Annotated in this window: 21 protein-coding genes; 14 read left to right on the top strand and 7 right to left on the bottom strand. The window is 71.5% G+C overall.

Annotated elements, in window-relative coordinates:
- The first annotated feature begins 12 nt into the window (after positions 1-12).
- Both CFP66_RS33400 and CFP66_RS33395 read left to right on the top strand, forming a co-directional pair.
- Positions 13-849 carry an alpha/beta fold hydrolase gene (locus tag CFP66_RS33400; protein ID WP_094929268.1) on the top strand — a complete coding sequence of 279 codons (837 nt, stop codon included), beginning with the start codon at positions 13-15 and terminating at the stop codon, positions 847-849.
- A 25-nt stretch (positions 850-874) separates the two neighbouring features.
- A complete protein-coding gene (locus CFP66_RS33395; RefSeq protein ID WP_094929266.1) occupies positions 875-2,167 on the top strand; it encodes a BPL-N domain-containing protein in 1,293 nt (430 codons plus the stop codon).
- A gap of 23 nt (positions 2,168-2,190) precedes the next feature.
- Here CFP66_RS33395 and CFP66_RS33390 read toward each other — a convergent pair whose 3' ends face one another.
- A complete protein-coding gene (locus tag CFP66_RS33390) occupies positions 2,191-3,183 on the bottom strand; it encodes a LacI family DNA-binding transcriptional regulator (protein ID WP_094929263.1) in 993 nt (330 codons plus the stop codon).
- A gap of 298 nt (positions 3,184-3,481) precedes the next feature.
- Here CFP66_RS33390 and CFP66_RS33385 point away from each other — a divergent pair, with 298 nt between their 5' ends.
- From CFP66_RS33385 to CFP66_RS33365, 5 genes are read left to right on the top strand one after another with little or no spacing between them, the layout of a single operon-like run.
- Entirely contained in the window at positions 3,482-4,318 is an 837-nt protein-coding gene (locus tag CFP66_RS33385) for a phytanoyl-CoA dioxygenase family protein (protein ID WP_094929261.1), read from the top strand.
- Between the two features lie 32 nt (positions 4,319-4,350).
- A complete protein-coding gene (locus tag CFP66_RS33380; RefSeq protein WP_094929259.1) occupies positions 4,351-5,706 on the top strand; it encodes an ABC transporter substrate-binding protein in 1,356 nt (451 codons plus the stop codon).
- Positions 5,703-6,665 (top strand): carbohydrate ABC transporter permease, encoded by a 963-nt coding sequence (locus CFP66_RS33375; RefSeq protein ID WP_094929257.1) that lies wholly within the window; start codon positions 5,703-5,705, stop codon positions 6,663-6,665. The genes CFP66_RS33380 and CFP66_RS33375 overlap by 4 nt, the downstream gene beginning before the upstream one ends.
- A gap of 5 nt (positions 6,666-6,670) precedes the next feature.
- Complete coding sequence (locus CFP66_RS33370; protein ID WP_094929379.1) at positions 6,671-7,570, top strand: carbohydrate ABC transporter permease; 900 nt, start codon at positions 6,671-6,673, stop codon at positions 7,568-7,570.
- A 29-nt stretch (positions 7,571-7,599) separates the two neighbouring features.
- Positions 7,600-8,589 carry an SDR family oxidoreductase gene (locus CFP66_RS33365; RefSeq protein ID WP_094929256.1) on the top strand — a complete coding sequence of 330 codons (990 nt, stop codon included), beginning with the start codon at positions 7,600-7,602 and terminating at the stop codon, positions 8,587-8,589.
- Between the two features lie 151 nt (positions 8,590-8,740).
- Here the strand turns inward: CFP66_RS33365 and CFP66_RS47435 are convergent, their stop codons facing one another.
- The 6 genes from CFP66_RS47435 to CFP66_RS33335 form a co-directional block, all read right to left on the bottom strand.
- Positions 8,741-8,995 (bottom strand): hypothetical protein, encoded by a 255-nt coding sequence (locus CFP66_RS47435; protein WP_143517444.1) that lies wholly within the window; start codon positions 8,993-8,995, stop codon positions 8,741-8,743.
- A gap of 395 nt (positions 8,996-9,390) precedes the next feature.
- Positions 9,391-10,239 carry a carbohydrate ABC transporter permease gene (locus CFP66_RS33355; protein ID WP_094929254.1) on the bottom strand — a complete coding sequence of 283 codons (849 nt, stop codon included), beginning with the start codon at positions 10,237-10,239 and terminating at the stop codon, positions 9,391-9,393.
- An 8-nt stretch (positions 10,240-10,247) separates the two neighbouring features.
- Positions 10,248-11,162 carry a carbohydrate ABC transporter permease gene (locus tag CFP66_RS33350; RefSeq protein WP_094929251.1) on the bottom strand — a complete coding sequence of 305 codons (915 nt, stop codon included), beginning with the start codon at positions 11,160-11,162 and terminating at the stop codon, positions 10,248-10,250.
- A 49-nt stretch (positions 11,163-11,211) separates the two neighbouring features.
- Positions 11,212-12,522: an ABC transporter substrate-binding protein gene (locus CFP66_RS33345; protein WP_094929248.1), complete on the bottom strand. Its 1,311-nt coding sequence runs from the start codon at positions 12,520-12,522 to the stop codon at positions 11,212-11,214.
- A 48-nt stretch (positions 12,523-12,570) separates the two neighbouring features.
- Entirely contained in the window at positions 12,571-13,380 is an 810-nt protein-coding gene (locus CFP66_RS33340; RefSeq protein WP_094929245.1) for a phytanoyl-CoA dioxygenase family protein, read from the bottom strand.
- Between the two features lie 115 nt (positions 13,381-13,495).
- A complete protein-coding gene (locus CFP66_RS33335; protein WP_158228307.1) occupies positions 13,496-14,707 on the bottom strand; it encodes an ROK family protein in 1,212 nt (403 codons plus the stop codon).
- Between the two features lie 288 nt (positions 14,708-14,995).
- Here CFP66_RS33335 and CFP66_RS33330 point away from each other — a divergent pair, with 288 nt between their 5' ends.
- The 7 genes from CFP66_RS33330 to CFP66_RS33300 are packed head-to-tail and all read left to right on the top strand — an operon-like array spanning position 14,996 to position 22,239.
- Positions 14,996-16,009, top strand: coding sequence for a nucleoside hydrolase (locus CFP66_RS33330; RefSeq protein WP_094929242.1), 1,014 nt, complete (start codon positions 14,996-14,998; stop codon positions 16,007-16,009).
- A gap of 37 nt (positions 16,010-16,046) precedes the next feature.
- Positions 16,047-17,126: a Gfo/Idh/MocA family oxidoreductase gene (locus CFP66_RS33325; protein WP_094929241.1), complete on the top strand. Its 1,080-nt coding sequence runs from the start codon at positions 16,047-16,049 to the stop codon at positions 17,124-17,126.
- Positions 17,119-18,207: a Gfo/Idh/MocA family oxidoreductase gene (locus tag CFP66_RS33320; RefSeq protein WP_094929239.1), complete on the top strand. Its 1,089-nt coding sequence runs from the start codon at positions 17,119-17,121 to the stop codon at positions 18,205-18,207. Before CFP66_RS33325 ends, CFP66_RS33320 begins: the two co-directional genes overlap by 8 nt.
- Positions 18,204-18,602 (top strand): D-ribose pyranase, encoded by a 399-nt coding sequence (gene rbsD / locus CFP66_RS33315; RefSeq protein ID WP_094929237.1) that lies wholly within the window; start codon positions 18,204-18,206, stop codon positions 18,600-18,602. Before CFP66_RS33320 ends, rbsD begins: the two co-directional genes overlap by 4 nt.
- Entirely contained in the window at positions 18,599-19,612 is a 1,014-nt protein-coding gene (locus tag CFP66_RS33310) for an LLM class flavin-dependent oxidoreductase (RefSeq protein WP_094929235.1), read from the top strand. The genes rbsD and CFP66_RS33310 overlap by 4 nt, the downstream gene beginning before the upstream one ends.
- 14 nt (positions 19,613-19,626) lie before the next feature.
- A complete protein-coding gene (locus tag CFP66_RS33305) occupies positions 19,627-20,619 on the top strand; it encodes a LacI family DNA-binding transcriptional regulator (protein ID WP_158228306.1) in 993 nt (330 codons plus the stop codon).
- A 48-nt stretch (positions 20,620-20,667) separates the two neighbouring features.
- On the top strand, positions 20,668-22,239 hold the full coding sequence (locus tag CFP66_RS33300; RefSeq protein WP_094929231.1) for a sugar ABC transporter ATP-binding protein: 1,572 nt from the start codon (positions 20,668-20,670) through the stop codon (positions 22,237-22,239).
- Position 22,240: the final 1 nt, after the last annotated feature.

Raw genomic sequence — 22,240 nt, 5'->3', positions numbered from 1 at the left:
TCGGAGCCATTCGTGATCCTGACCATCAACGGCAACCCGCTCGACGTCGAGGTGCTCGGCGCCGACGACGCCCCGCTGCTCATCGCCCACCACGGCGCCCCGGGACTCGGCTCGAAGAACGAGCCGAAGACGGCGTTCGGGCCGCTCGCCGACCTCTTCCGCGTGATCGTCTTCGACGCGCGCGGCAGCGGCAGGAGCGGGGACACCCCGCCGTTCACCCACGAGCAGTGGGTGGCCGACGTCGACGCGCTGCGGGAGTGGGCGGGCGCCGAGACCTTCGTCATGGCGGGCGGCTCCTACGGCGGGTTCATCTCGATGGAGTACGCCGTCCGGCACCCCGAGCGCGTGCGTGCGCTGGTGCTCCGGGACACCTCGGCCGACCACGAGCACAACGACCTGGCACTGACCAACGCCCGCTCGTCGACGCGCGTCGACGTCGACGAGGAGAAGCTGCTGCGCGTGATGGAGGGCCGCGTCCGGGACGACGACGACTTCCGCGACTGCTGGCGCGAGCTGCTGCCGCTCTACGACTTCGACTTCGACCCCGGCACCCTCGACGCCAGGGTGGACGGCGTCGACTACCACTACGCGACGCACAACGCCGCGTTCTCCGAGAACCTGCACCACTACGACCTCACGCCGCAGCTGCCCCGGGTGACCTGCCCGACGCTGGTCACCGTCGGGCGAACCGACTGGATCACCCCGGTCGAGTGCAGCGAGCGGATCGCCGAGCTGATCCCGGGCTCGCAGCTGGTGGTCTTCGAGAAGTCGGGGCACTCGCCGCCCGCGGACGAGCCGGAGCTGTTCCAGCAGACGGTCCGGGACTTCCTGGTCTCCCGTGCGCTCTGAGCCCGGGCTGGAGGAGGAGCAGGAGATGCAATCAGCACGGGTCGCCGTCTACGGCGCCGGCGGAGCCCCGTTCCACCACGCCGCCGTCCTGCGCAGAGCCGGGCACCGGGTGGACTTCGTCTTCCCGCACGACATCCTCGGGGGCGCACTGGCCGGGTTCGACGTGTTCGTCATGCCGGGTGGCGGCTACCGGGCGATGTTCGGTCAGCTCGAGCCCCTCGGCACGGAGGGAACCCGAACGATCAGGGAGTTCGTGCGGTCCGGCGGCATGTACCTCGGCTCCTGCGCCGGGAGCTACAGCGCCGCCGCGGTCGCACCGAGCTTCACCGAGCTGTGCCCGGCGCAGACCGAGATGCGCCTCCTCGACGCGACGGTCGTCAACGAGGACGGGGAGAGCTGGGGGCTGCGGTCGCCGGGGATCGGCGTGCTCGAGGCCGAGAACGTCGCACCCGACCACCCGGTGATGGCCGGGGTGGCGTCCTCGTTCGAGATCGCCCACTACAACGGGCCGCTGTTCCTCGGCGCGCAGGCCCTCGCGCGGGTCCGCGGACGGACGAGCCGGTTCACCGCCGCCGAGGCGTTCCTCGGCGCGGAGCCATCCGACACCCTGGCCGACGAGGCGGCCGCACGCGGTGTCGCCAACGTCGTGGCGGGCGCCTGCGGCGATGGACGGGTCGTCCTCTTCGGGTCCCACCCCGAGTTCGGGTTCGACATCCTGATGGACGACGAACCCGGAAGCGCCGTGATGGTGCGCAACGCGGTCGCCTGGCAGCTCGCCGAGAGTGGCGCGCCGCGGCGTCCCGAGGTCGACCTGCACACCGACGGCGCGCACGAGTCGCACGGCGCCGCGGAGCAGGTCGCGAAGCTGGCCGACGACCTGCGCACCCGCACCGCCGCGATCCGGGCACGGGGAACCGGTGCCCGCTGGCTCGAACCGGCGTACGCGATGTCCTTCTTCGGCCTCACCCCCACGGAGATCTGGACGCGCTCCCTCGACGCCGTCGACCGCCTCGCCTCCGATGCCGCCCGGCGAGCGCCCGGGACCCGGCCGGACGTCCTGTCGTTCCGGCCGCCCGTCGAATGGGAACTGGACGGCGGCTACCACGGGGTGGTCGCGCTGCTCGAGCAGGCGGTCGAGCTGCTCGACCGCGCCATCGCCACGTGGGACGTCGACCCCGGCCCGCCACCCACCAACGCCTACGAATCGATGCGCACGAGCCCGTACCACCTGGTCGCCGGCTCGTACCTCGCGGCCTCCGGCCGGGTCGCCGGCGCTGCCCTCCTCTGCACGGCGTACCGGCGGTCACCGGAGGACTGACCGCGTCCGGCGCATTGTGAACGTCATGGGCGCGTCCCCGGGTCCGACGGAGGCGCGGTCGAGGTCCGGACGACGAGGTGGGTCGCCAGTTCGATGTGGTGGCTCCCCATCTCCTCGCCGGCGGCTCGCTGCAGCAGCCTCCGCAGCGCCAGCGCCCCCAGCTCGCGGAGCGGCTGGCGCACGGTCGTGAGCGGAGGTGAGGACCACTGGGCCGCGTACGAGTCGTCGAAACCGACGACACTGACGTCCCCCGGCACCCGCAGTGAGCGAGCCCGGGCGGCTTCGATCACCCCGAGAGCGAACAGGTCGAACCCGGCGAAGACCGCTGTGGGGCTGTCCGGCCGGCCCAACCACGCCCGGCCCTGCTCCACCCCGGCCTCGTAGTCACCCTCGAGGTTCGCGATCAGTGAACTGTCGACCGGGATGCCGGCCCGTTCGAGCGCCGCCCGGTAGCCGTGCAGCCTGGCGACGTGGCACGCCATCGCCATCGTCCCGCCGAGGTGCGCGATGCGGCGGTGCCCCAACTGGATCAGGTGTTCCGTCGCGGTGAACCCGCCCGTGAAGTTGGTGGCGCCGACGCTCATCAGGTTCCTCCGTGGCAGGCCGACCGCGTCGATGACGACGAGCGGGACCCCGGGGACGTCGAAGACGTCTGCCTGCGTCGGCGTCAGCACCGCCGACACGACCACGTAACCGATGCATTCGCGGGCCCGCACCCGCGCCGCCCACCCTGCGTCCGTCTCGTCCGAGTACCGTCGCGCGACGACCGTCACCCCCGACTCGACCCCGGCGTCGAGCGCCCCGGCGAGCACTGCGGCCGAATACGGGCTCGAGAGGTCGTCGAACACGACGTCGACGGCGCGACGCTCGGACGACGCCCGCAGACCGACGGGCCGGTAGTCGTGCTCGCGTAGCACCGCGGACACGCGCGCCCGGGTGTCGGCGCTGACGTCCGGCCGGCCGTTGAGGACCTTCGACACCGTCGCCGTGCTCACCCCGGCATGCGACGCGATCACGGCGAGCGTCGGGCGGGCGGGGTCCGGAGTCTCTGCCGCCAGACTATTGATCAAGGTCGACTCCCAGAGGTGCAGTCCGAAAATATTTCGATCGGGACGCGCATACTTTTTGCACGTTAGCGACAGCGCGGCCGCCAATCAAGGGTTGACCGACCGCAGGACTCGGTGATTCTCTGATTAGCAGCACGACGAGCTGCACGAACCCGATCAAGATCGACCGAAATTGTTTCGATCAAAGATCTTCCAGAAGGGTCATCCGCCCGGTGGCGGGTGCCGTATCAACGAGGAGGCGGTTCGCATGAAGCTGGACGAACGGGAGCTGCGGAACCAGAAGCTCTCTGCGGAGCACCACGCGGAGGCGGCCCGGGACCTGGAGATCCTGGGATACGTGATCCTGGAGCGCGTTCTGCCGGAAGAGAAGGTCGAGGCGCTGTGCTCCGCGTTCTTCGCCCTTCTCGAGGAGAACCACGAGCGGGTCGGCGACAACCGCGGCAAGCAGCGCCAGGGCGGAGTGCCGCTCCCGATCGAGAAGCCGTTCGACGACCCGGACGTCCTGGCGAACCCGATCGCGCTCGACGTGTTCCGCGACGTGCTGCAGGACGACCTGATCTGTTCCTACTTCTCGTCCGACACGGGCCTTCCCGGGTCGCAGTACCAACCGGCGCACCGCGACGGCAGTCCGCTCTTCCCCGGCCTCCCGGTGACCGTCCCGCCGTACATGTACGAGATCAACATTCCGCTGGTCGACTTCCGCCCGGACAACGGCCCCACCGACATCTGGCCGATGAGCCATCGCATCTCCGACATCGACCTCACGGCCCGGGATGCACTCGAACGCGGATCTGCGGCCGCCACGGAGACCGAGATCCAGCGCTACGTCTCCGGCCTGAACCCGCAGCCGGTGCTCATGCCGGCCGGGTCGCTGCTGCTGCGCGACCCGCGGATGTGGCACCGCGGCACCCCGAACAACTCCGACCAGCCCCGGCCGATGCTCTCGCTGGCCTACCACTACCCCTGGTACCGCTTCAACTCCGTCACCATCAGCGGTGGGGTCTACGACGCCTGGCCCGAGCACATGCAGCGCCTCTTCCGTTTCGCCACGATCGACGGCCGGACCAGCACCGAATTCCCGTGAGCCACCGGAAGCACTGACAGGGACGGTTTCCCATGGTCTCGACGAAGAGATTGCAGCGGATAACCGCCGCAGCGACGACCCTCACCCTCACCACGGCGCTGGCCGCCTGCGGCGGAGTCAGCATCGGCCCGCCGGCGGCCAGCGGGACCGACATCATGATCTGGTCCACCAGCCAGCCGGGGTCGGCGCAGGATGTGATGCAACGCATCATCGACGAGCACAACGCGACCTACCCGGGCGGCGGGAACGTCTCCATCACCTGGATCGGTGGGGAGCAGTGGAAGCAGAAGATGGCCGTGGCGATGGCGGGGAACCAGGAGCCAACGGTCTTCTACAACTACGGCGGGCAGCTGCTCCACCAATGGGTGGATGGTGGAGGAGTCGCCGACCTGACGGCCGAGCTCCAAGCCGACCCGGAATGGACGGGCCAGTACGCGGCGAAGGACGTCTTCGGTAATGCGACGTTCGACGGGAAGATCTACGGCATTCCTGCGTCCGGGCCGGACTTCGAAGTGTTGTGGCAGAACGAGGCAGTGCTGCGGAACGCCGGGGCGGACCCCTCACCGGCCACGTGGGACGACTTCATCAGGGTCGCCGACCAGGTGCAGGCCACCGGTGTGGCACCGGTCGCGCTCGCCGGCAAGGACCTGTGGCCGTGCATGATCTGGATGCAGTACCTCGTACTGCGACACGGCGGACCTGAGCCGTTCGAGCGGGTCAAGGCCATGGAACCGGACGCCTGGAGCGACCCGGCGTTCCTCACCGCGGCCGAGACGGTCCAGCAGATGGTGCGGTCCGGCTACTTCGCCGAGGGCTGGAACACGATCAGCTACCAGGGCGGCCAGGCCGACCAGCAGTTGGCAAGCGGGCAGGCCGCGTTCCAGGCGATGCTCTACTACGACCTGGCGAACATGCGCGCGTTCGCGCCGGAGTTCGCCAACTCGCCGGATTACTCCCCGGCGCCGTTCCCGACCGTTGCGGGCGGCCTCGGTGACCCTACGGCGATGGTCGGACAGCCCGCTCAGTACTGGAGCATCTCCGCCCGCGCGTCGGATGAGCAGAAGGAGGAAGCGCTGGCGTTCCTCGAGTCCGCCACGACGTCCGAGGCCTACAACATCGACTACCTCGCGAAGCAGGGCTTCACGCCGTTGACGAACAGCGGGGCCGCCGCGCTCACCGCGGGCGACGTGCCGAACGGGGAACTGCTCGCGCGGCTGTACCGGATGGGCGTGGAGGCCTCGTCGTTCCAGTCGTACTGGGACCAGGACCTCCCCAGCGCGGTGATCACGCCGTTGATGACCGACATCGGTGAGCTGTTCAACCTGTCCATCACCCCGCAGGAGTTCGTGACCAGGATGAACGCGGTGCTGGCGGAGCAGTCGAAGTGACCGTGGTGACGACGGCGGCGGCCACCGGCGGGACCGGGCGGCGTGCATCGCCCCCCGTCCGGGCCCGGTCGCGGCGGCGGGTCGCGTGGTGGGCCGGCGGGTTCCTGTTCCCCGCCGTCCTGCTGTTCGCCGGGTTGGTGGTGCTCCCGATCGTCCTGGCGGTCCTGCTGAGCTTCACGTCGTGGAGCGGGTCCGGTCCGATCATCCCGGTCGGGGCGGCGAACTGGGTCCGGTTCGCCGGCGACTCCGACGCCCACGCCGCCCTCGTGCGCACCGCGGTGCTCGTGGTGGCGTGCTGGGCGATCCAGACGCCGGTCGCCGTGGCGATCGGCATCTACGCCGCCGGGCAACAGCGGCACCGGGCGGTGCTCTCGACCGTCTGGTTCCTGCCGGCGCTCGTCTCCTCGGCGGCGTTGGGCGTGCTGTGGTCCCAGCTGCTCTCGCCGGTGAACGGCGGCGTGCGGTACGCCGCGGAGCACTTCGGGTTCTTCTTCCTCGACCGCGACTGGCTCGGCGACCCGAACCTGGCGATGGGGACGGTCATCGTCCTGGTCTGCTGGCAGTTCATCCCGTTCCACGCGCTGCTGTTCCAGGCCGGGGTGCGGCAGATCCCGCGCAGCCTCTACGAGGCCGCCGCCATCGACGGCTTCTCGGGCTGGCAGCGGACCCGGTACATCACCCTGCCGATGCTGCGCCACACGATCGTGACGTCCTCGACGCTCAACATCGTCGGCTCGCTCACGGTCTTCGACCTGATCTTCACGCTCACCGGCGGCGGCCCGGGGCAGAGCACCCGCGTGCTGGCGCTCGCGCAGTACCTCGAGGGCTTCAGGGGGCTGGACTTCGGCTACGCGAGCGTGCTCGCCGTGGTCCTCGGGGGTGCCGCGGTCGTCATCTCGCTGGTGCTGGTGCGCGTCACCGGGTTCGGCGCGATGCGCAGCGAAGCCGAGGGGGTGTGAGCGGCATGAGCACGCTCGTGAACAGCCGGGCGAGCGGAGCCGGGCGAACACCGACGCTGCCGGCCCGCGGGCGCCGGACGAGGACGGGATCGCTGCCGGGTGCGGTGGTGACCACGGTCGTCGCCCTCCTCTGGCTCGTGGTGGTCGCGGCCCCGATGTACTACATGCTGGTCGTGAGCATGCTCGGCACCGACGCGTTCCTCAGCAGCAACCCGTGGTTCCCGTTCGGCGACCTCACGCTCGCCAACTACGCAGCCGTGCTGGAGAGCGGCTTCGCGCGATACCTGCTCAACAGCGTGATCGTGTCGGGCGGGGCGACACTGCTCGCGGTCGTCGTGAGCGTCTTCGCGGCGTATGCGATCGTCGTGCGGGCCGGGCGGTTGACGGGACTGTTCTTCCAGATCTTCCTCATCGGCTTCGCCGTGCCGATCCAGGCGTTGATGATCCCGCTCTACATCGAGGTCATCGCGCTCGGACTGTACGACTCGCTGCTCGGGCTGATCCTCCCGATGGCGGCGTTCAGCCTACCCATCACGGTGCTGATCCTGGTCAACTTCCTGCGCGAGGTGCCGCCCTCGCTCATCCAGGCGATGCAGCTCGACGGTGCGGGGCCGGTGCGGATCCTCCGGTCGCTCGCCGTGCCGATCAGCATGCCGGCGATCGCCACCGTCGCGATCTTCGACTTCATCACGGCGTGGAACAACTTCCTGTTCCCGCTGATCCTCACCCAGAGCCCGGGGGCTGCGACGCTGCCGCTCGCGGTGTTCGAGTTCCAGGGCAACCGGTTCGCAGATGTGCCGCCGATCATGGCCTGTGTCGCGTTGTCGATCCTGCCCCTGTTCGCCCTCTACATCGTCGCGCGCCGACAGATCTCGACGGCGCTCGCCGCCGGGTTCGGAAGCTGACAATCCTTTCCACGGACGGAGATAAGTTCATGGCAGTCACGGTCCTGTTCATCGGCGGGACGGGAAAGATCAGCTCGGCATGCGTCCGGTTGGCGGTGGAGAGCGGTTTCGAGGTCGCGGTGCTCAACCGCGGGCATACGGCGACGCGCCCGTTGCCGGCGGGCGTCGAGTCCTTGACCGGTGACATGCGCGACCCGGACAGCGTGCGCGCCGCCGTCGGAGGCCGCCGGTTCGACGTCGTCGCCGACTTCATCGGGTTCACGCCCGAGCACGTCTCGGCGGCGATCGATGTCTTCCGCGGCCGGGCGGGCCAGTACGTCTACATCAGCTCGGCCTCCGCTTACCAGAAGCCGATCGCACACCTGCCGATCACGGAGTCCACCCCGCTGGCCAACCCGTTCTGGCAGTACTCGCGGGACAAGATCGCCTGCGAGGCGCTGCTCAACGCCGCCTACCGCGACAGCGAGTTCCCGGTGACCCTCGTGCGACCCTCCAGCACCTACGACCGGACGTCGCTGCCCTGGCTCGGGGGCTGGACGACCATCGACCGGATGCGGCGCGGCAAGCCCGTGGTCGTACACGGGGACGGGACGTCGCTGTGGGTTCTGACGCACCACACGGACTTCGCCGCGGCGTTCGTGCCACTGCTCGGGAACCCACGGGCGATCGGCGACACGTTCCACATCACGAGCGACGAGGTGCAGACCTGGGACCAGATCTTCCGCACGCTCGGCGAGGCAGCGGGGGTCGAGCCGAAGCTCGTGCACATCGCCTCGGAGCGGATCGCCGCCGCCGTCCCCGAGTGGGGGCCGGGGCTGCTCGGCGATGCGACGCACTCGGTGATCTTCGACAACGCGAAGGTCCGCCGGCTCGCGCCGGGCTGGGTCGCCACCGTCCCGTTCACCCGCGGAGCCAGGGAGATCCTCGCCTGGCACGACGCAGATCCATCGCGCCGCCCGATCGACGCCGACGCTGACGCGGCCTGTGACGCTCTGGTTGAGGCGTACGGGGCCCACTGAACCGTACGGGGCCCCGGCCACCTCGCTCGCATGTTGGCGCGGCTCACCGCCCACGGTGAGGTGGCGGTGCCCCGGTTGCGAGAGGCGCCGGGGCCGGCACGGCGTATAGCAGGTCTCGGGGCGTCAGATCGAGGCCTGAGATCTGACGAACTCACCCGTGTGTTACTCCGGGGTCGCGGGTCAGGGCCTGCTGAGCCGCGGCGATGCTGTGATGGACTATGATCCGCTTCCCAGCCGGCGCGACGGTGAGCACGCCGTCTACCGCACCTCCGTTCGTCACGAAGTGCAACCCGACGAACTCCGCCCGAACGCGCTCGACCAAGGCGCCGAGCCTCGGTACGGCACCGGCGCGCAACTCCGTCACGCGCGTCAGGTCGACAACGACCGCCCAGGGCATGGTCGCCATACACCACTCGACAGCGCGACCGAGATCGTGGACTGTGGCCCGGTCCAGCCGCCCCCGTGCGCGCACCAGCGGCACCCCGGGACGCAAGCGTCCCCGCTCGAGGCTGAAGTCCGGCTCCTGTGGGCCAGCGCCCCAGAACATCGCCCCCCTTTCACACGATGTGGAAATCCGTGAACAACGCACCGGCCGGCGAGTTCGCTATGGCGGTGATCCATCGGTAGGGCACGCTCAGCCGCGCCCGCGGGTCGACGCGCGAGCGTCAGTCGGTCGAGATCGACCTGCTCGGGCAGGTCGATGGAGTCGGTCGCGGTCGGGCTGCCGCAGTGCCGCGGTCGGCTTGTCGGGAAGACGCCGGCGACGTTCGCCAACAATTCGCGCGTACTCGGCACGACGCCCTATCCCTTCACGGCGCCGGAGCTCAGCCCGCCGACGATCCACCGGCGCAGCAGGACCACGATCACGACGACCGGCAGCAGCGCCACGCAGGACGCGGCGAAGATCGTGCCGTACGGCAGCTCGAACCCGCCGCCGAACAGGGAGATCCCCACCGGCACGGTCTGGAGATCCGCGGCCGTGTTGAAGCTCAGCGCCATCAGGAACTCCTGCCAGCAGGCGACGAACGTGAGCACCGCGGCCACGAAGATCCCGGGCATCGCCTGCGGGAGGACGACCTGGACGACCGTCCGGAGGGTGGACGCGCCGTCGACCTCGGCCGACTCCTCCATCTCCCGGGGGATCGAGAGGAACGAACCACGCATGATCCAGATCGCGAGCGGGAGGTTGAAGGCCGCGTACGGCAGCACCAGCGCCTGGTAGCTGTTCAGCCAGTCCGCCGCGCGGAGGATGACGAACAGCGGCGGGACCACGGCGATCACCGGGAACACCGAGACGATCAGCAGTCCGACGAGGATGCTCGTCCGTCCCGTCATCGTGGTGCGACCGAGTGCGTACGCGGCGGGGATGCCCAGACCGATCACGCAGCACGTGCTCAGCAGACCGACGACCATGCTGTTGACGAGGAACCCGGTGAACCCCTGGTCGACGAAGGCGGTCCGGAAGTTCTCCAGGGTCGGCGGATCGGGGAGCAGGACCGGGGGGAACCGGGCCAGGTCGTTCGGCGACTTGAACGCACCCACCACCAACCAGCACAGCGGGAGCAGGAACCCGACGCCCGCGAGCACGCCGACGACGTTCACCGCTCTGAGCGGCTCCGGCAGCTGGCGGCGTCCGGTCGCACGGCGCATGGCAGGGCTCACCTCTCCGTGGGGTCGACCTGGAACCGGAACAGCCTGATGAATGCGATCACGACGACCAGCACGAGCAGGGCCGCGACCGACGAGATCGCGGCGCCCGCGCCGAGGTCGAGGTCCTGGAACATCGCGGTGTAGGCCAGCATCGCGACCGACTGGGTGAACCTGCCGGGGCCGCCGCCGGTGAGCACGAAAGGCAGGTCGAAGACGCCGAAGGCCTGCAGCACCCGGAAGACGACGGCCGTGATCAGCGCCGACTTCACCAGCGGCAGCGTGATCCGGAAGAGCGTGCGCGCAGGGCCCGCTCCGTCGACCCTGGCTGCGGCGTAGAGCTCCCGGTCGATCCCGCGCAGGCCCCCCAGCAGGATCAGCGCGACGAACGGCACCGTCTTCCACGCGTCGGCGACCACCAGCGTGGCGAACGCGCGCGCCGGCGTGTCGAGGAACGAGACCGGGGCCTGCACGAGGTGCAGCACGATCAGGATGTGGTTCGCGATGCCGTAGACGCCGTTAAAGATGTAGCTCCACAGGTGCCCGGCGATCACGGTGACCATCGCCCACGGTGCGAGCAGCATCGCCAGCACGGCCGGTCGTCCCACCGTCATGCGGTCCAGCACCAGGGCCAGTGCCAGGCCGATCACCAGCTCGATCACCACGCTGATCACCGTGTACAGCGTGGTGAAGGCGAGGGCGTGCCGCATCGCCTCGCTGCCGAGCACGTCGACGTAGTTGTCCGCACCGACCCAGCGGAAGTCGACCGACCCGCGGCGAGCGCTGACCTCGTTCAGGCTGAGGAACACCGCGAATCCGATCGGCACCAGCGTGACCAGGCCGACCACGGCGAGGGCGGGCGCGCTGAGCGCCCAGCCGCGCCGGGCCGACCGAACCGATCGGGCCGACCGGCCGGACCGGGACACCGGTCGGCCCGCTGTCCGATGCGATTCCGCGGACCTGGCGGCCACCGTGCTACCGGCCACTGGACAGGGCCTCGTCGATCTGGCTCTCGGCGGCCGCGAGCGCGTCCTCGACCGGGACCGTCCCCGCCAGCGCGGCGTTGATGTTCTGGAAGACCGCGCGAGAGATCTTGGAGTACTCGGCCGTGCCCGCCGGCCGACCGACGATGTCGAGCGTGGGCAGCACCTCCCCCGCCGGGCCGATGCCGCCTGCTGCCGCGCTCCCCTGCACCTCGACGTTCGCCGGCAGCACCTTCCCCACCTCGGCCAGCAGCGTCTGTGCCTGCGGTCCGGTGAGCCAGTCGATGAGCGCCGCACTCTCCTCGAGGTGCTCGCTGTTCGGGTTGATGTAGAGCTGGCCACCGCCCGCGGTCGAGGTTCCGGGGTAGGGCCTCCCGTCGAAGGTCGGGAGCGGCGCCATTCCGACCTTCCCGACCACCGACGACGACGCGGGATCCTGGGTGATCGCCCAGGCGTAGCTCCAGTTGCGCATGAACGCGGCGTCGCCCGCGTTGAAGGCGTTCAACGACTCCGGCTCCCGGAAGCTGGTGACGGCTGCGGGGGTGGCCTGGGTGTCGATGGTCTGCTTCAGGAACCGGAGGGCCCGGACGGCCTCCGGACTGTTGATCGTCGCGCGCTGGTAGTCGTCGTCGACGATGCTGCCACCTGCGTCGCGCAGCATCTCCGCCCACACGCAGGTCAGGCCCTCGTACGTGGCGCCCTGCCAGACGAAGCCGTGCTCCACCGCGCCCGACTCCTGCAGCGCCCGGGCCGCGGCGAGCAGCTCCTCCCAGGTGCGCGGAACCGGCACGCCCGCCTGCTCGAGGAGGTCCTCGCGGTAGTAGAGGAAGGACGCCTCCACGAGCAGGGGCACGTTGTAGTGCTCCCCGTCGACGAGCCCCGCCTCCGCCAGTCCCGGCGCGAACCGGTCCCAGAACGACTCCGGGAAGTGGTCGGTGAGCGCCTCCGCGAGACCGCCCCTGGCGAACTGGGCGGGCCAGATGATGTCGCCCTCGTACACGTCCGGCGTCGCCGATCCGCTGCCGATCTGCGTGGCCAGCGCACCGCGCACGACGTCGACGTCGGTGGGCCCGACCTCGAGGTTCACGTGGATGTCGGGGTGGGCCTCGTTGAACGCCGCCACCAGCTCCTCGAAGACCGGCGTGCTGTTGAGCGGCTGGACGTACCAGGTGAGCTCGACCGGCCCTCCGCGCGGGTCGGCACCGCCTCCGCAGGCGCTGCAGAGCAGGACGATCGCCGTGGCCACGGCGGCCGCCGCGGATCCCAGCCGCCGGCGGCGCAGAGGCATGCGCTGGCTCTCCATACCGTGACTCCTGTCTGGGTGGGTGCGCGCCGGGAGGGGCGGTCGGGCTCAGCGGAGGACTGCGGTGCGGAACAGGGTTCGGACCTGGTCGGGCAGCTCGCCGAACAGCTGCTCGTCGATCTCCACGGTCCCGTGGTGGTACCAGGGGCGGTTGTAGACCATCGACATCATCGGGCGGGGCTCGGTGGAGCGGTTGGGCGTGCCGCGGTGCCACATCCGGATGTCCCGGACGATGATCGAACCGGCCTCCGCCAGCAACGGCCGCGGACCGAGCTCCTCGCTGAACCGCCCGACGGCCGACTCCCGCCGGGCCTCGATGTCGTGGAACTCCGCGACCGGGATCAGGGCGGTGTCGGCGATCATGTGGGTGCCGTACGGCCAGATCTCCAGCGGGCCGTTGTCGGGCCGGAAGTCCACGAGCGGCACGTTGACCACGTAGCCGAAGGGCGGGACGGTCACGTCCTTCTCCGGGAACAGGGGCTTCGAGTCGGAGTGGGCGTGCTGGTAGTCCGAACCGGGCAGCGGCGTGTCCGAGGCGAAGAACGAGCAGACGACGTCGTCGCCGAGGATCGAGCGGACCAGCCCGAGCACCAGGGGGTTGGCCACCACCGTGGTCGTGGCGAAGGGCGGGGTGAACGGCAGCGGCATCCCGTACCTGCTGGCGCCCCGGCTGGGATCGGTCCGGTCGGCGTGCTCCCCGAGCAGCTCGGTGAAACGGGCCCGGATCCCGTCCAGCTCCTCGCGGTCGAGCACCCCCTCCAGCACGATGTATCCGCGGACGAGCAGGTGCATCCGGGCGGACTCGAGGTTCTCGTCCGACAGGACGCCGCTCTCGAGTTCCCCGCTGGTGAGCTTCACGCTGCCTCCTTCGACATCAGTCGTCGACTTTGTACACAGTGTTGAGTAACGAAGTCAACGGCCTTGGCGGCGGGCACTGCTCGGGTACGGGAGGGACGATGCGCTTCGGGCTGCGTCAGGGCTTCGGCTGCAACGCCGGCTCGAAGTGGCGGTGCAGCACGAGCGCGGCGGCGCCCACCGCCGCGGCGTCCTCCCCGGACCCGAGCGTCGACAGGCGCACGGAGTAGGTCCGGCCGGTCTTCGTCTCCCCCAGCCGCCGCAGCGCCACCTGGGCCGCCTCCACGTAGAGGTGCCCGATGGCACCGAAACCGTGGCCCGCGAAGATCACCAGCTGCAGGTCGAGGAGGTCGACCACCAGCTGCACCGCGGACCCCACGTAACGCGCCGATCGCCGCACGAGGTCCGTGGCGTGCGGATGGCCCTCCGCGACCGCGCGGCGCACCGCCGCGACATCGCTCCTGGCGCCACCACCGGTAGCGAGCGCGATCGGCTCACCCGCTCCCCCGGCGTTGTGGGCGCGCGCGGCCGCGGCCACGGCGTGCGGCGAGCTGTACAGCTCGAGACAGCCCCGGTTGCCGCAGAAGCAGGTCTCGCCGTCGACGTTGAGCGAGAGGTGCCCGATCTCGCCGGCGTGCGGGCTCGACCCGAGCACGAGCTTGCCGTTCAGCAGGATGCCGGAACCTATCCCCAGCTCCCCCAGGAAGACGCACAGCACGTTGCCCGCGGCCCGCGCGTCCGGGGCCAGCCAGTGCTCGCCCAGCACGACGGCGTTGGCATCGTTGCTGAGCAGGACCGGGTGCCCGACGAGCTCCTCCAGGCGCTCCCGCACCGGCACCCGCCGCCACCGCTCGAGGTGGGCGGGCGACCGGAGCGCCCGCCCGTCGGTCTGGTCCAGCGGGCGCGGGGCGGACATCCCGACCCCGAGCACGCGCTCGGCGGGCACCCCGGAGCGGGCGAGGACGCGCCGGATCCCGCGAGCGACGCGGTCCAGGACCGCCAACGGCTCGGAGCCGTCGACGCCGGCCGCCCTGGCCCGGGCCACGATGCGGCCCTCCAGGTCGCTGACCACGTAGGAGATCGCGTCGACGTCGACCAGTACGCCGACCGCGAACCCCGCGCTGGCGTTGAGCCGCAGCAGGGTCCGCGGCTTGCCGCCCGTCGACGCGCCCTGCCCCGCCTCCTCGATCAGGCCGTCCGCGAGCAGCCTGCGGACGAGGTTGGTCATCGCAGCCCCGGTCAGGCCGGTGGCGGCGGCGAGCTCGACCCGGCTGATCGGCCCGGTCGACCGGATGGCGTCCAGGATGACGCTGCGGTTGTAGCTGCTCACGCCGGAGAGGTTCGCGCCCCGGGCCACTTCCCACCCCGCACTAAGTCAACAGCGTTGATCAGACGACCACTCTAGCCCGCCCGGAGCAGATCCTGCGCCCGACCCTTGACCTCTCCCGGGGGCGCCTCTACAGTCCGTGAAACTGTTCATGAAACTGTTCATCAGCGGCGCTGCCCGCTGCTGACCGCCCCACCCGCTCCGCCCCTCGACACGGCGGGCAGCCGACCCCGGCGTCAGCCCCAGAGGTGCGGCGGCCCCCGGCCCCGCTCATCACTCAGGAGGAGAACCATGCCGACCGACAGTGCCGAACTGGTCGTCCTTGACACGGATCCGGGGATCGGGCCGGGTCTCGACGCCGACGACCCGCTCGCCCTCCTGCTGATCCTCGCGAGCCCCGAGCTCGACCTGCGTGGCGTGACCACCGTCTTCGGCAACGTCCCCGTCGAGCGGTCCACGGAGTCGGCGCTGCGGGTGCTCGAGGCGGCCGGGCGGCAGGACGTGCCGGTCGCCCGCGGGATGTCGGTCCCGCTGAACGGCCGGCTGCACGACGAGTCGATCGCCGAGTACGCTAAGCAGCACCAGCGGATCGGCCCCGTGGACGCGGACCGGGTCGAGCGCGGCCGGGTCGCCGAGCACGGCGTCGACTTCCTGATCCGGACCGTCCTGGAGAACCCGGACCAGGTGCGCATCATCGCCGTCGGCCCGCTGACCAACGTGGCCACGGCGATCCTCAAGGAGCCGGCGTTCGCCCCGAAGGTCAAGGCCATCACGATCATGGGCGGCGCCTTCGGCTTCGACACCGAGTTCGGCCGGGGCAACATCACGCCCAGCGCCGAGTACAACATCTGGCACGACCCCGAGGCCGCGAAGATCGTGTTCGAGTCGGGCATCCCGCTGACGGCGTGCGGCCTGGACGTCACCAACCCGAACAAGGGCACCGTCCTCACGGAGGACCAGCTCCTGGCGCTGGTCAGCGAGGAGACCGCGTTCACGGCCTTCCTGCACCAGATGTGCAAGACCTACATCGACGAGCCGCGGTTCACCTGGACCGCGGGGCAGAACAGCTGCATCCTCTACGACCCCGTGGCGGTCGGGTCGGTCATCGACCCGTCCCTGGTGCGCACCCGCAGGACGCCGGTCCGGGTGGAGACCCGCGGCGAGTACACGAGCGGGCAGACGATCGCCGACCTGCGGTCCGGCGCCGACAGCCACATCGACGTGGCCGTCGACGTCGACGGTCCGCGCTTCGTCGAGCTGTTCGTCAAGCGACTGACCGCGCTCCGGGATGCGACGTCGGCGTGAGCTCGGCGGCAGCGGGAACCGAACGAGAAGGGCAGAGATGAGCACTACGCGCAGTCGGGACGGCCGGGTGCGGATCGCGGTCGCGGGCCTGGGCCGGATCGGCGCCCTGCACGCGGAGAACCTGGCCGGGCGCGTGCCCCACGCGCAGCTGGTCCGCGTGATCGACGTCGACGAGGACAGGGCGCGCGCGATGGGCGAGCGCCTGGGCGTGGCCTGGTCGACCGACACGGCCACGCTCTGGACCGACGACGTCGACGCCGTGGTGGTGGCCAGTCCGACCCCGACGCACCCGGAGATGGTCCGCGCGTGCGCCGCGGCCGGGAAGGCGGTCTTCTGCGAGAAGCCGCTGGGCCTGACCGAGCGGGAGACGCTCGAGGCGCTCGCGGACGTCGACCGGCACGGCGTCGCGCTGCAGGTGGGGATGCACCGGCGGTTCGACCCGGACACCCTCCGGGCGAAGGAGCTGGCCGAGCAGGGCGAGCTGGGCGAGGTCTACAGCTTCCGGACCTCGTTGCGGGACATGCTCCCGCAGCCGATGGACTACATCCGGCAGTCGGGCAGCTTCTTCGTCGACGTCACGATCCACGACCTCGACCTGGCGCGCTTCCTGGTCGGCGAGATCGTCGAGGTCTCGGTGTTCGGCGCGAGCGTCTCCGACCCGGGGTACGCCGAGCTCGGCACGGTGGACCACGCCGCGATCGTCGTGCGCTTCGCCAACGGGTCGCTCGGGCTGATCGACAACAGCCGCGTCGCCGGGTACGGGTACGAGGCGTCCACCGAGATCGTCGGCTCGACGGCGGCGGTGCGCATCGGCGGGTCGCAGCGCACGAACGTCGCGGTGCTGAGCGGGGCGGCCAGCCGCCTCGACCACGTCACGGACTTCGTGGAGCGGTTCACCGAGGCCTACCGCGCGGAGCTGGAGGCGTTCGTCGAGTCGGTGCGCGGGTCGCAGCCCGTCGGCGTGACCGGGTGGGACGCCCTGGCCGCGTTCACCCTCGCGCGGGCCTGCGACCGCGCCTTCACGACCGGGCGCCCGGTGCGGCTGGAGCACGAGGTCGTCGACGGCCGGGTCCGGTACCTGCCGGCCGAGGACGCGACGGAGCCGCAGCATGCCTGAGCCAGCGGACCTGCGCGTCCTGCTCCTCGGCTACGGCTTCGCCGGCGGGTGGATCCACGACCCGCTGCTGCGGGCCACGCCCGGCCTGACGGTCGCGGGCGTCGTCACCGGTGACCCGCAGCGGAGGGCACTCGCCGCGCGCCGCAACCCCGACGCCGGGCTCTTCGAGACCGCCGACGCCGCGTTCGCGCACGGCGGGTTCGACCTGGCCGTGGTCGCCACCCCCAACAGCTCGCACCTCGCGCTCACCCTGCGCGCGCTGGACCACGGGATCCCGGTGGTCGTGGACAAGCCGCTCGCCACGACGGCGGAGGACGGGCAGCGCCTCCTGGAGGCCGCCGAGCGGGCAGGCGTCACCGTCAGCGTGTTCCACAACCGGCGCTGGGACGGCGACTTCGGCACCGTCCGCCGGCTCCTCGACGAGGGCGTGCTGGGCGAGGTGCACCGCTTCACGTCGCGGTTCGACCGGTGGGCCCCCGGCCCCACCGGGTGGCGGGACGAGTCAGCGAGCACCGGCGGCGGGGTGCTGCTGGACCTCGGCAGCCACCTCGTCGACCAGGCGCTCCAGCTGTTCGGCCCGGTGCGGCGCGTCCACGCCGAGCTGGACGGCCGCGGCGGCCGGGCCTCCGAGGACGACGTGTTCCTCGCCCTCGAGCACACCTGTGGCGTCCGCTCGCACCTGTACGCCTCCGCGGCGCAGGCCGAACCGGGGCTCCGGTTCCACGTGAGCGGCTCCCGCGCCGCCTACGTCAAGCGCGGCAAGGACGTCCAGGAGGAGCGGCTGCTCGCCGACGAGCTCCCCGCCTCCGGGATCAGCGGCGTCGAGCCCCGCGAGCGGTGGGGCCGGCTGCACGACGGGGTCGCCGCGGAGCCGGTCGAGACCGCCGTGGGCGACTGGACGGGCTACTACCGGGACCTGGCCGCCCACCTGCGCGGGGACGGGCCGAACCCGGTCCCGGTGACCGACGCGCTGGCCGTGCTGGAGGTCCTGGACGCGGCCCGGCGCAGCGCGACCGACGGCGTCGTGGTCGAACCGGCCGCGCCGGCAGCGGCGCACCGGACGGCCGGGGGTGTGCGGTGAGGCGCGGCGGCGTCATCCATCCCGAGCTCGCCCGCGTGCTCGCGAGCCTCGGGCACGGGGACCTGCTCGTCATCGCGGACGCCGGGCTCCCGGTGCCGCCCGGGGTGGCGCGCATCGACCTGGCCTACCGGCTGGGCGCCCCGGAGTTCGCGGACGTCGTGCGAGCGGTGGCCGCCGAGCTCGTGGCCGAGCAGGTCGTGGTCGCCGCCGAGGCCGAGGGGGCCAGCCCCGGGGCGGTCGAGGCGGTGCACGCGGCGTTCCCCGGCTGCGACCTCGACCGGGTGTCGCACGAGGAGCTCAAGCGGCAGAGCGCGCGGGCGCGCGCGATCGTCCGCACCGGCGAGGCGACGCCCTACGCCAACGTCCTGATCCGCAGCGGGGTGCCGTTCGGATGATCGGAGCAGAACCGTTGCCGTTCTCCATCACGCTCGAACCCCAGGAGGGCGAGACCTACCAGGACGTCCTGGCGGTGGCGCGCCGTGTGGAGGCGCTCGGCTTCGCCGGGCTCTACCGCAGCGACCACTACGCCCCGGTGTGGGGCGGCGAGGGGCTGGCGTCCACCGATGCGTGGGCCACGCTCGCGGGCCTGGCGCGGGACACCGAGCGCATCACGATCGGCACGATGGTCAGCCCGGTGACGTTCCGGCCAGCGGCGAACCTGGCGAAGGTCACCGCCACCGTCGCGCAGATGGCCGGCGCGGTGGACGGCCGCAGCCGGGTGCACGTGGGGCTCGGCACCGGATGGCTCCAGGCCGAGCACACGATGTTCGGCTTCCCGTTCGACGATCTCGGCACGCGGTTCCGCAGGCTCGAGGAGCACCTGCAGGTGCTGCGCGGGCTCTGGGACCCGCAGATCCCCCGGTTCCGCTTCGACGGCGAGTTCGAGCAGCTCCGGGACGCGGTCTTCGCCGCGAAGCCCGATCCGGTCCCGCGAATCGTGCTGGGCGGGAGCGGTCCTCGGCGCAGCGCGGGCCTGGCCGCGCGCTACGCCGACGAGATGAACACCCCGTTCCCGACGCCTGCGAGCTTCCGTGCGCTGCGCGCGGCGCTGGACGAGGCGTGCGCCGCCGCCGGCCGCGAGCCGATCCCGCTCACCGTGACCGCGGTGTGCGTCCTCGGCGCCGACGAGGCCGAGTTCCGGCGGCGGGCCGAGCGGCTGCACGCCCGCATCGGGGACCGCCCGCTCGACGAATGGCTCGCCCAGAGGTCCGGGACCTGGGTGCTCGGCACGCCGGACCGGGCGCTGGAGCACCTGACGGGCCTGGTCGAGGCCGGAGCCGCCGGGTTCTCCCTCCAACACCTGCTGCCCGACGACCTGGACATGCTCGACCTGCTCGCGGAGTCGGTCGCGGCCCGGCTCGGGGACATCCGGCCCGCGGCCACGGCACCCGATCGAGCAGTGTGAGCGCCATGCCGACCATGAGAGATGTCGCGCGGGTGGCGGGGGTGTCCCTCGGGACGGTGTCCAGGGTGATCAACGACCACGCCGACGTGTCCCCCGACCTGCGCCGGAAGGTGGAGGACGCCATCCGGGACCTCGAGTACGAGCCGAACGTGCTGGCCCGGATCATGCGGCGCCAACGGACCGGGACCCTGGGCATCGTCCTGCCCGATCTCACCGCGCCGTTCTTCACCGAGCTGCTCAAGGAGGCCGAGCGGGCCGCGGCGGACGCCGGCTTCGCCGTGCTCGTGGGCAACTCCTCGGGCTCCCGGGACATCGAGGGCGCCTACCTCACGCGGTTCGCCGACCGTGGCGTCGATGGCATGATCTTTTGCCCGTCCGAGGACGTGCAGGCCGTCGACGTACCGCGGCGGCTCGGTCTGGTGGCCATCGACCGTGAGCTGCAGGGCTTCGACCTGGTGTCCTGCGACCACGAGGCCGGTGCGGCGGCCGCGGTGGGCCACCTGTTCGAGCTCGGCCACCGGCGGATCGCGTGCATCGCCGCGCCGCCGACGGTGTCGGTGTTCCGGCAGCGGCTCGCCGGGTACCGCACGGTGGCGGAGCCTGCGCTGCGGGAGCTCGGGATCGCGCCCGAACGGTACGTGCAGGTGGAGAGCCTCGACCGGCAGCGAGGGCTGGAGCCGGCGCACGCGCTGCTCGCGCAGGAGCCCCGTCCGACGGCGATCTTCGCCTGCAGCGACCAGCAGGCGGCGGGCGTGCTGAGCGCCTGCGCGGAACGGGGCCTGCGCTGCCCGGAGGACGTGTCGGTCATCGGCTTCGACGACATCCCGCTCGCGGCGATGACGACACCGCGGCTCTCGACCGTCCAGCAGCCGATCGAGGCGATCGCGGACGCGGCGGTGGCCCAGGTGCTCACGCGCATCGAGTCCCGGGAGGCCGCGCCACAGCGGCGGATCCTGCCCGGGCAGCTGCGACTGCGGCAGTCCACCGCGCCGCCGCCGGCGGGCTGATCCCGGTCCGGCGGGACCAACGGCTTCGACGGAGAAGTGAGGCGAGGAATGGGCGAAGGACACGACAGCGGAACGAGCGACCCGCCCGTTCTGGTCGCACGGGACCTGACCAAGGCGTACGGCGCGACCCGGGCCATCGACGGGGTGTCGCTCGAGCTCGTTCCCGGTGAGGTCGTGGGGCTGCTCGGGGAGAACGGGGCCGGCAAGTCGACCCTGCTGAAGGTGATCTCCGGCGCGGAGCAGCAGGACGCCGGGACGGTGGAACTGGACGGCGCGCCGCTGCGTCCCGGGGACCCGCTCACGGCGTCGCGCCACGGGGTCGTCGCGGTCTACCAGGAGCTCAGCCTCTACCCCTTCCTGACGGTGGCCGAGAACATCCTGCTGGGCGACTACCCGCGCCGTGCCGGGCTGGTGCACTGGGCCGCGGTGCACCGGCAGGCCCGCGAGCTGCTGGACTCGCTCGGCGTGGACGTCCCGCCCGCAGCGCGCGTCGCCGATCTGCAGCTCGCCGAGCGCTACCTGGTGGAGATCGCGAAGGCCGTTCGCACCTCGCCGAAGGTGCTGATCCTCGACGAGCCGACCGCGGCCCTCGACCCGCACGACGTGCAGCGGATCTTCGCCATCGTCGAGCGGCTGCGGGCCGCCGGCACGGCGGTCGTCTTCGTCTCGCACCGGCTGTCCGAGGTGCTCGCCGTGGCCCGGCGGTACGTGGTGCTCCGCGACGGGCGGCTGGTCGGGGAGGGTCCGCTCGCCGGGGTCACCGAGCAGGACCTCGTGGGGCTGATGGCCGGCCGCCCGGCCGGGTCCGCCGCTGCGGAGGCGGGACGCGCGCGACACGCGCGCAGCCCGGGTGACGAGGTCGTGGCGGTCGAGTCGATCGGCGTCGCCGGCGTCGCGGACATCAGCTTCACGGCCCGGGCGGGCGAGGTGGTCGGCATCGCGGGCCTGCGCGGGTCGGGCCGGGGCGAGCTCTGCCGCGTCCTCGCCGGGGCGCTGCGGCTCGACAGCGGCCGGATGCGGATCCGCGGGTCCGAGGTCGCCCTGCGCTCCCCCGCGCAGGCGCTCGCCCACGGGATCGGGTTCGTGCCCGCCGAGCGGAAGACCGACGGGCTGGTCCTGAGCATGTCGGTCCAGGAGAACATCGCCATCCCGCAGCTGGTCCGGACGCGCAGGCGCGTCGCGTCCGCGGCCGCGGCGGAGCGGGTCGCGACCTCGTTCGTCGACCGGCTGCGCATCAAGCTCTCGCACCGGGGCACCCGGGGCGCCGTCGGCGGGCTGTCCGGTGGCAACCAGCAGAAGGTCTGCCTGGCCAAGTGGCTCGCCGCGGACGTGTCGATCCTCGTGCTCGACGAGCCGACCCGGGGAGTGGACGTCGCGGCCAAGTCCGCCATCCACGAGGTGATCTCCGATCTCGCCGACGCCGGCGCGTGCGTGGTGGTCAGCTCGTCGGAGATCTCCGAGCTGACCCGCCTCTGCGACCGGATCGTCGTCCTGCACCGGGGCCGGCAGGGCGGGATCGTCGCCGGCCCGGACTTCGACGAGCAGGAGATCGTCGCGCTCGCGGTCGGCACGGCCGCGGACGGCGGACGAAGCACCCACGAAACGACGGAGGTGGTCTGAT

It is taken from the genome of Pseudonocardia sp. MH-G8 (assembly GCF_002262885.1).
Taxonomy (GTDB): Bacteria; Actinomycetota; Actinomycetes; order Mycobacteriales; family Pseudonocardiaceae; genus Pseudonocardia.
This window is presented reverse-complemented; position numbering and strand designations above follow the sequence as displayed.